The sequence below is a fragment of the Deltaproteobacteria bacterium genome, from assembly GCA_016930875.1.
Lineage (GTDB): Bacteria > Desulfobacterota > Desulfobacteria > Desulfobacterales.
Map to the genome: position 1 here is coordinate 1 of JAFGFW010000040.1, position 8,735 is coordinate 8,735.

11 protein-coding genes are annotated in these 8,735 nt (G+C 48.3%); all 11 read right to left on the reverse strand.

Annotation, left to right across the window (positions count from 1 at the left end; translation table 11 throughout):
• Window positions 1-230: DegT/DnrJ/EryC1/StrS family aminotransferase (locus tag JW883_03935; GenBank protein ID MBN1841418.1), on the reverse strand; the 230-nt coding region annotated here is incomplete at its 3' end.
• A 186-nt stretch (window positions 231-416) separates the two neighbouring features.
• Complete coding sequence (wecB, locus tag JW883_03940; protein MBN1841419.1) at window positions 417-1,589, reverse strand: UDP-N-acetylglucosamine 2-epimerase (non-hydrolyzing); 1,173 nt, start codon at window positions 1,587-1,589, stop codon at window positions 417-419.
• A gap of 193 nt (window positions 1,590-1,782) precedes the next feature.
• Entirely contained in the window at window positions 1,783-2,643 is an 861-nt protein-coding gene (gene xrt, locus JW883_03945; GenBank protein ID MBN1841420.1) for an exosortase, read from the reverse strand.
• A 344-nt stretch (window positions 2,644-2,987) separates the two neighbouring features.
• On the reverse strand, window positions 2,988-3,626 hold the full coding sequence (locus JW883_03950) for an EpsI family protein (protein MBN1841421.1): 639 nt from the start codon (window positions 3,624-3,626) through the stop codon (window positions 2,988-2,990).
• Between the two features lie 388 nt (window positions 3,627-4,014).
• Window positions 4,015-4,254, reverse strand: coding sequence for a hypothetical protein (locus JW883_03955; GenBank protein ID MBN1841422.1), 240 nt, complete (start codon window positions 4,252-4,254; stop codon window positions 4,015-4,017).
• Window positions 4,251-4,472, reverse strand: coding sequence for a hypothetical protein (locus JW883_03960; GenBank protein ID MBN1841423.1), 222 nt, complete (start codon window positions 4,470-4,472; stop codon window positions 4,251-4,253). Before JW883_03960 ends, JW883_03955 begins: the two co-directional genes overlap by 4 nt.
• A gap of 133 nt (window positions 4,473-4,605) precedes the next feature.
• On the reverse strand, window positions 4,606-4,977 hold the full coding sequence (locus tag JW883_03965; protein MBN1841424.1) for a VanZ family protein: 372 nt from the start codon (window positions 4,975-4,977) through the stop codon (window positions 4,606-4,608).
• Between the two features lie 168 nt (window positions 4,978-5,145).
• Window positions 5,146-6,210 (reverse strand): DUF3473 domain-containing protein, encoded by a 1,065-nt coding sequence (locus tag JW883_03970; GenBank protein MBN1841425.1) that lies wholly within the window; start codon window positions 6,208-6,210, stop codon window positions 5,146-5,148.
• Entirely contained in the window at window positions 6,183-6,548 is a 366-nt protein-coding gene (locus JW883_03975; protein ID MBN1841426.1) for a DUF5615 family PIN-like protein, read from the reverse strand. The genes JW883_03970 and JW883_03975 overlap by 28 nt, the downstream gene beginning before the upstream one ends.
• A complete protein-coding gene (locus tag JW883_03980; protein MBN1841427.1) occupies window positions 6,535-6,729 on the reverse strand; it encodes a DUF433 domain-containing protein in 195 nt (64 codons plus the stop codon). The genes JW883_03975 and JW883_03980 overlap by 14 nt, the downstream gene beginning before the upstream one ends.
• 519 nt (window positions 6,730-7,248) lie before the next feature.
• Window positions 7,249-8,658, reverse strand: coding sequence for an MBL fold metallo-hydrolase (locus JW883_03985; GenBank protein MBN1841428.1), 1,410 nt, complete (start codon window positions 8,656-8,658; stop codon window positions 7,249-7,251).
• Window positions 8,659-8,735: the final 77 nt, after the last annotated feature.

Below are 8,735 nucleotides of genomic sequence, written 5' to 3' on the forward strand. Positions count from 1 at the left end.
CCGGGTTCGGGATTGATGGCCGCTATGGCAGTGTGGATACTTGCAGTTCCGGATGTGGCGGTTCGGCAGAACTCCACACCGAATTTGTCAGCAAACTGCTGTTCAAATTCTTTTACTACCGTCCCCTTAGTACAGTTGAGTGTTCCCGAATCAATTACTTTTTTTAGAATGTCAAGTTCTTGCTGACCAAGATTCCTTCCTGTGTAGTCAGCGTCGCTAGGTAGTTGCATGAAAAATCTCCTCTCGTCCGAAAAGTATGAGATGTAAAGCGCGGGGCTCGGGCGCGAGGCCTAAGCTTTGCGGTTAGAGGTTTGAGGTAGATGCATAAGGCATAGGGCACAGAGCTTACCCTCTGGCGCACGGCGCAGGCGGGTGGGATAGGAGCCGAGGCCGTGATACAAGCCAGTTTTTCGTTTTCATGTCCTCTCATGTTTTGGCGCCGCGAAATCTTGGGGGCGGTCTCCTTGCCCAAAATGGTGGAGGATCGCCTTGACAATGCGCTGAGCAGCTTTGCCATCTCCGTACGGGTTGTGCTCTGCGACCATTTCTTGGTAAGCCGCTGGATCTTCCAGTAAACGGGAGGCCTCCCGCAACACACTCTCTTTTTCTAATCCAACCAGCTTCACACCTCCCGTACCAAGACCCTCTGGCCTTTCTGTTACCTTCCGGAAGACGAAAACGGGCTTTTGCAGAGAAGGCCCTTCCTCCTGAATCCCTCCCGAGTCGGTGATGATGAAATATGATTTGGCCATTGCCTCGACAAAAGGCTCGTAAGGAAGGGGGTCGACAAGGTGTATTCGCTCCTGATTCGACAGAACGGCAAATGCCGTTTTCCTTACATTTGGATTGAGGTGAACCGGGTAAACGATCTGGATGTCCGCGTAAGCGCGGGCGAGATCCCTCAGAGCATAGCACAGGTTTTCGAGTGACTCTCCCCAGTTCTCTCGTCTGTGCGCGGTTACCAAGATCATACGATGTGAATTCAACACCTCCATGGGGAGATATTTGCCCAATGTCTCGCGATTTCTATTGGCAACATACAATAAGGTATCAATCACCGTATTTCCGGTGACAAAGACCCCAGCCGTGCCAATGCCTTCCTTATACAGGTTATTGGCATTCCTGAGAGTTGGCGCAAAGTGAAGGTCGCATACATTGGATATTAGCCTCCGGTTGACTTCTTCCGGATAGGGATGCTGCTTGTTGAATGAGCGAAGACCTGCCTCGATATGCCCTGCCGAGATTTTGTTGTAGAAGGCTGCAAGTGCTCCTATGAAAGCAGTTGTCGTGTCGCCTTGAACCAAAACTAGGTCCGGCCGATGCTCCTTCAAAAGTGGGTCGAGCCCGGTCAAGGCTCGACGGGATATGTCAACTAAAGATTGGTTTTTCCGCATTATATCAAGATCATGGTCCAGACTGATGTCGAAAAGGGATAGGAAGTCTTGGATCATCTCTCGATGTTGAGCAGTAGAAACAACGATACTGTTGAACCTTTGGTCTTCATTTATTTCCTTCAATACAGGAAAGAGCTTTATTACCTCGGGCCGGGTGCCGAAAATCGTCAAGAGTGTTAACCTATTGCTATCCATAGTGGGAGGACCCCTTATTCAATTTTTGAACTAGACAAGAGTTTCCTACGGGATTCTTCGCGCACCTAATTTGATGAATCTTGAATTTTCTGCCTTGAATCCAGAAACCAAAAAATCCGATCTGCCTCTGGAGACCATCACGCGTAAACTATGCTTAACAATTTTCATGATGATTGATTGCATGCTTTCCAGTTCAATTGGCTCCAATCTTTTGCGTGAAAGTTTTCTGAAGAAATAAATGAACCGCATAGAGAAGAACAAAGGCCATTACAAAAACCAGAATACCTGAGACGTCGTGCAAAAATCCGTGAGCTACACGTGCTCCATAATGCTCTGCCAAGATAGCCGTAGCCGTCAATCTGACTACATTTACCACGATTGCGATAGGTACTGCTGACAGAAATAGAATCCATTTTCTTGTCTTTGAATGATGGCTTATGAGGGCAAATGCAGCACTGAGGGCCAGAAGTGACGTTAATGACCTTAAACCAGAGCACGCATCTACAACCTCCAAAGAAGTATTGGCTAGGTGAATTACATTGCCCTCGCGATATGCCGAAATAGCTAGAAAGTGCATAAATGATACCGAAATTGTTGTGGCAAAAAGCTTGAGCGGAAAGGCGATCTTGTTCCAGATGATGGCAGGTAGCGGTATCATGAAAATCATATACCCTATGGGAAGTGACAAGTTCTTGCCGAGCTCCCAACCTCCAACAAACATCACCAACCCAAGAAGCACAACGAGCATAGAAACGCGCATAGTAAATTGCTCAGCAGCGATATTAGTGAGAACAAAAAGCGCAAGTCCTCCTGCCAACACAGATCCCCCAGGGATTGCCAATTTGGAAGGTTTCAGCGGAATATCGGACAATCTTGCTCTGTTTTCCCATATCAGATAGCCCGAAATGAACGGGATCAGAAAACCGTGTGAATAGTTATCATTGATAGTCCAATCTGTTACCAGATTGGCAATTACCTGGAAATACAGGGTCGCGAAGCACACGGTGAGTACCGCGATGGGCAGATAGAAGTTACGTAAACTGATTTGGTTCATTGGTATAGTTCGGTAGCGCTTTTCAGACAGCCTTTACCCCAGTGAAGTAGGCTACGCCACTGCACGGGGCAGGACTTAGGGCTCGCGCAAGAATAACTTCACATTTTGGCATCTCAGCTTCAGCCCATCTTTGACAGATGCCTCATTCGCAAACTCCTCGAAATAGCTTGCTATTCCTGCGGTTTTGCTCAATCGGATCGGCCAAATGTGAACCAAATCTGAGCGCCAACTCTGCGAATTTATTCTTGCGCGAGCCCGCAGTGGATTTTGTTTTCTGCCCTTCCAAACAAAAAGCAGAAAGAATAAACTGCAGTGAAGAGGATTCGTGGTGCTGTGTTTGGTCATCAAGGTAAGTATTCATGCAATATGGGCAAAAGAAGCCTCGCAAAATCCTTCATATTCTCTGACGTTTTATTTTCATTGCCATCAATAACTGGTGATATCAGCCTCACAAAAGAGCCGTCGGTTCTGCGTTTCATAATGGAATCTATGACCAGATAGATCTTCTGCATATATTCTGAAGCAATGGACCTGCCCCGCGATTGAAACCAATATAGGACGAGCTGCCGTTGATTGCCTTTTTTTAAAATGAGTTTAATCACCCTTATTTTCCCGGGATTTGTGTCTTGGACTATTAATTCCTCAGTCGATGTTCGGATAATGTTCCACCCTGCACCTGGCATGCAATGTTTGGGTGAATGGATTAAATCGCCCTCGCGTTGACTTTCGTAAAAGCCAACATAGAGCTGAACCTGCCGGCCGGCAGAGGAGCGATAATTGCACAGAAACGAGTCGTCAACACCCAATTTGTCATAGATTCTTTCATCAAAACGTTCTTCTTTGCCAATCCAGTCGCCTATCTGTGTCGGAAAGGTTGAAAGAGGCTTGTTTGGCTGAATATTTTCACCATGGCTCAAGTAGCTGAGACAGACCATGGTGAGGATCATTAGGGCTGAGGCTATGAGGGTTCGTTTAATGGACATGGTGGTGCTTAGGTTTGTTTTTCTCGACAGGACTTACCGCAGTACGGTCGTTCCTCACTACTGGGCAAGCAGCCCCAGTGAAATAGGCTCCGCCTCAGTTGAATATGCTCCACATTCCACCCCAGTACGATAGTTCCCACCTACCCCGGTTAAATATGGTGGTTCATTTAACAGGGCGGGCCCCAGAGGAATATGCTTCGCCTTCCACAGGGCGGGCAGGGCAGGCCCCAGTCCCATCTCCCGGAGCTACGGGGCAGGCAGGATTGTCAGGATTTTTTGTGCCTTTTTAGCCTCTCTCCGAGTTGTAGGCCCTACGAGCCAGAAGCCGGCCCGTAGGCCCACGGCCCGGACGGACGAAAGGCAAAAGGAATACAACCTGGCTTCGGCGTTACTCACGATACCAAGCCCAGAATTCGTCCGTGGTGACGCCCAGGTCTTTCGCAACAACCTCAACCAAGGGAGAAGGGTATTTTCTCGTGCTTCCGTGTTTGACGTGTACGACAAACGGCCATCCGTCGCGTGTGAGTCCGATCCATTTGTTGTTCCGAAACTTGAGTGTTCCGGGGCGACAGAATCCTTCCAGAAACCGCTCGAACTGAGTCTGCCGCAATTCTGGAAACTTCCTCATAACGCGACCTCAATCACCTGCACTTCGCTCTCTGGGCTGATGTCCTGGAATACTGCCACTTCACCGTACTCGCGCACCAGATCATCGACAGCTTCCCGAAGATTTTCGACGGCTTCGTCGCATGTGTCTCCCATAGCTGTCGCCCGCACGCGCTCACAGCGAGCCATGAAGCCCCCCTCGCTCAGAGGGGTTATGACAACGGACAGTTTGTACTTCATCAGCGAACCTCCTTATTGTGCCTCTTTCGAAGTTCATGCGGATATTCCGCATTGATGGCATTTGATTTAATATCTTATCAGACAGGATTTGACGGAGGGGTGTTTTGTCGCTTGTCCCAGAGTTTGCGACTGCTTACACTGCCGTTCTCAAAGCCTTCAGTACGGCTAACCCGCATAAAATACCAATGAGATCCAAACCAATATCCATAAAGGATGCTGTCCTGCCCGGTACAAATGATTGGTGAAACTCGTCAGAAATGGCAAAAAGCACGAGGCCTACCAAAACCAGCGAATTGACTTCAAAGCTATGCTTTCCAAGTCTCGTTCCTACAAATGACTTAAGCCAGAGCAAAGTAAGTAATGCGTGCGCAGGGATGTGGGCGAGATTGCAAATAATCTGCTTACTTAAAGAACCGCTGCCCGGTAAAGACCGGTCCGGAATGGAAGACAGCCAGACAATTAGAGAAGTGATGAGCAAGCTGAGAAGTAGATATTTGAAGTTCATGTCGAGAGTTTGTTAGACAGGATTTATAGGTGTTTCTCTGACAGGCTCTACCCCGATACGGTTGTCCCTCTCTCCGAGGCGTAAGCTTTACGAGCCGGAGGCCTCACGGGGCAGGCAGGATTCACAAGATAATCGTTTGTTGTGGGAAAAACATCCTTCATTTTTTTGTCAAAGTTCCAGATATTGTCTGCAGGTGGCAAATTGGCAGTTCGTAAAGCCTTCAATAAACGACGACAATTTTGATGCGGTTTTGTCCAAATTGGTGTAGTGCCTGAACCTAAAGAAGCTTGGAGCACCATCCACCCTGGGTTGTTCCGGATCGACCTCCCAAGGATGCATGTAGAAAAGATAGGCTCCTTCGTTTTTCAGAATTGATCTGACGCCCATCTTGAACAAGGGAAAAGGGATCAGGCGGAAGTATGCGCCACCGCCCCATGGGAGGACGGAACTACCGAGCTTTATATTGCTGATTGGCAGTTCATAGAAGATTTTGGATTCTGGATTTTGCGTTTTGGATTTACGGCTTACGCCTTGAGAAGACTCAGGATTGCGCCCGCCTGCCATCGCCTGGAGTGAAGGCGAATGGCTGATAGGGATTGCGGAAATTGGAAGCGCGATACCCTTTTTTCCATTTTGGGACAGCTTCACATGTCCATATCGCCCGTGCATGCCAAAGGAATTGAAACTTGAATCGTATAGATAGCCTGCGTCTGCAATAGTATTCAGAATGTCATTGCTGATGGAAAAACTGGGGGCGCGGTAGCCGTAAACCGGCGCTCCGATGATGTCTTCCAACAATTTCTTGCTGTCACTCAGATCTCTTTTCAGGGCATCAGGTGATTGCTGATTGCCCAGGTTGTGGTAATAGCCATGGGATGCCACCTCATGGCCGCGGGTGTGGATTTCCCGGACCAGATCGGGAAGGTGTTTTGCAATCCAGCCTAAAACAAAAAAGGTGGCCCTGATCTGGATGCTGGATACCGGATACTGGATGCTGGATGCTTGTTGCGAGTTGTTTGGGTCAGTCAAGTTGATTGAGTTAGTTGAGGCTGACAACTGACGGCTGGCCGCTGACCGCTGACTATCCAGGAGGTCGAGGAGGCAGTGGGTGTTCTTTTCGACACGTAATTCGTAGTTTGGCCAGGAGGAAAAGGGGATATACTCCTTGAAGTTTTCCACCTGGAACCAGTCTTCAACGTCAAAGGTTAAGAGAATAGAGTATTTGTTGGACATTTGGTTTTAGACAGGATTGACCCTCCACAGGCGGGCAGGCAAGGATTTGCATGATTTTTTGTTTCCTCAGTTTCGAGTCGAAACTGAGGAACAGCAATCCGCCTGGGGCGAAGGCGCCTAAGTTGCATGTTTGGGCTGGTATTTGTAGAGACATACCTTGATATAGCCATAATTATCATTCTTTCCTTCTGGGCATATTCAAAAATCTTTGCGTCCGTTGCTCCTTTCAATCCAACATCTCTTACGTCAACAGCATCGATGTCGAGACACCGGAGTAAGCCTGCGGTAGGGTGGGCATATCCTCGTCTACCAGAACCTTGAGCACTATGCGGCCTCAACTATATGGATTTCTTCGTTAGCCACCAGTTTGCCTGCATATTCTATGGCTGCCTTTATGTCATCCTCGGTTATTGCATAGTCCTCGGACACTTCTTGGTAGGACATACCACCGGCCAATGACCCAAGAATAATGTCTATCGGAACTCTGGTACCCTTTATAACCGGTTTACCGTGTCTGATATCCTCATCGCTATCCTTTGCATCTGCAACCCTCCTTTAGACAAGTGGCCTTGCCTCTCCCACTCCGTAGTTCGACAGCCCCTATATTGATGAAGGTTGGCTTTTTTGTTAAGAGGCGTAAGGATTATTGCTCAACGCCTGCTGCGGAGAATAATAGCTTGATTGGGTGTTCTTGGTTACTTTTGGTGCTGTTGTGCTTCCAACTGCTTCCCTCTGAGAGGGATACTGGTTTTTGCCTTTCATCAGGAAAGGCAAAAAAAATATGATATCCTGATTATCCGGTAAATCCTATCTAGGGATTTTTCTTTCAAGCAAACCTTCTCAAAACCAACAAAACTTACCTGCTTTAGCAGGTAGTAGTTTAATCATCTTCTTCTTAGGCGGGTTTTACGGGTGTTTAACGGGATTCATTGGATTCTTTTCGTCTCCTCAGTTTCTTCCGGAAACTGAGAAGAAAATCCAGTTATTCCGGTTAATCTTGTCAGAAGCTATTTCACTGGGTGAACAGGATTCATCGGCTCAATTCATAAGCATGTGGTATCCTTTTTCTTTAAGGATGCTCCCCAGGGCGCTTTGGGCTTGAGGTTCACCGTGAACCAGTTTAATCGCCTTTGGTTTTTCAGGCATGGATTCAACCCATTCAATGAGACCGTTTTGATCGGCATGGGCGGAATAGCCGGGGAGGACGTGGATTTTTGCCTTGATGGTTACCCTTTCTCCATTCAGACAGACATAGCCTCCCGGTCTCTTGCCATATCGGATAATATCCCTTCCCGGTGTTCCGGGCGCCTGATAGGCTACGAAACAGACATCGTTTGCCGGGTCTTCAAGCCCAGCCTTAAGGTGTTCGACAATCCTTCCGCCCGAACACATGCCACTGCCTGCCAGAACAATATACGGACCGGGGAGTTCAAGGAGTTTCAAATGATCGTGGTAATTCTTCACTGCATAAAGGTGATCAAAGTCGATAGGATGGTCTCCGTGGTAGAGAAGATCATTGGCTTCTTTGTCCCAATACTTTGCGAGGGAGGAATAGATCTCAGTTATTTCAAGGCCCAGCGGAGAATCGACAAATACTGGAAGACCGGATTTTGGATTGCGGATTGCCGATTGCGAATTGAGTGCAGGAAATTGCTGCTGGAAGTCTCGATCTGAAAGGAGTCTGTCTATCTCATAGATGAGTTCCTGAATCCGGCCAAGGGCAAAAGCAGGGATGAAGACCTTGCCCCCGTCTGACATGGCAGAGGTCAGCACCTTGCCGAGCCTGCGTACCCTGTCTTTTCTTTCTTCGTGAAGCCTGTCTCCATAAGTGGATTCGAGGATAAGCAGGTCACACGGTTCCGGAATTGACGGGTCCGGCAGAATCGGGGTGTTTTTTGCGCCAAGGTCTCCGGAGAACACCACGGACCAGGGGGGATCGTCTGACACAAAGCGGATAAAGCATGATCCGAGGATGTGTCCCGCTGGACCCAGCGTGAACCTCACCCCATTTTTCAGGTCAAACCTACGATCGTATTCAAAGCCCCATGACTGCTCATCGATGACCTGGCTGAGTCTTGCTGCCTGATCGTCTGTTTTTTCAGAGAAGCCCATTGCATCCCTGAGCATGGGGCCAAGGAGCGCCTTGGTAGGGTGGGTGGCGATGATTTCGCCATGAAACTCATTGGAGACAAGTTCAGGCAGACGGCCGATATGGTCTATATGTGCGTGCGTCAAGAACACATAGTCCAACTCCCGGGGTTGAACAGGCCACTTTTCCATTGGGCAAACCGCGTCAGTGCCTTGAGCCAGTCCACAGTCAACAAGTATGTTCAGACTACTTATCTGAAGCAGATGACATGACCCAGTGACAGTGTGTTCTCCTCCCAGGTGGATGACTTGTGGCGAGACCTTTGCAAAACGCCCCCTTTTGCTCGATTTCGGCGTCAGGCTCAAATCTTAATCCTCAAAATACGACATGTATTCCTGTGGTTAAGATTTTCGCTTTCCTTGAACTAGAACAAAAC

What these genes read in the sequence shown, in the direction of transcription:
- JW883_03960 (MBN1841423.1), bottom strand. Translation starts at nt 4,472, where the DNA reads ATGAAGTACAAACTGTCCGTTGTCATAACCCCTCTGAGCGAGGGGGGC.
- xrt (MBN1841420.1), bottom strand. Translation starts at nt 2,643, where the DNA reads ATGAACCAAATCAGTTTACGTAACTTCTATCTGCCCATCGCGGTACTC.
- JW883_03950 (MBN1841421.1), bottom strand. Translation starts at nt 3,626, where the DNA reads ATGTCCATTAAACGAACCCTCATAGCCTCAGCCCTAATGATCCTCACC.
- JW883_03970 (MBN1841425.1), bottom strand. Translation starts at nt 6,210, where the DNA reads ATGTCCAACAAATACTCTATTCTCTTAACCTTTGACGTTGAAGACTGG.
- wecB (MBN1841419.1), bottom strand. Translation starts at nt 1,589, where the DNA reads ATGGATAGCAATAGGTTAACACTCTTGACGATTTTCGGCACCCGGCCC.
- JW883_03955 (MBN1841422.1), bottom strand. Translation starts at nt 4,254, where the DNA reads ATGAGGAAGTTTCCAGAATTGCGGCAGACTCAGTTCGAGCGGTTTCTG.
- JW883_03965 (MBN1841424.1), bottom strand. Translation starts at nt 4,977, where the DNA reads ATGAACTTCAAATATCTACTTCTCAGCTTGCTCATCACTTCTCTAATT.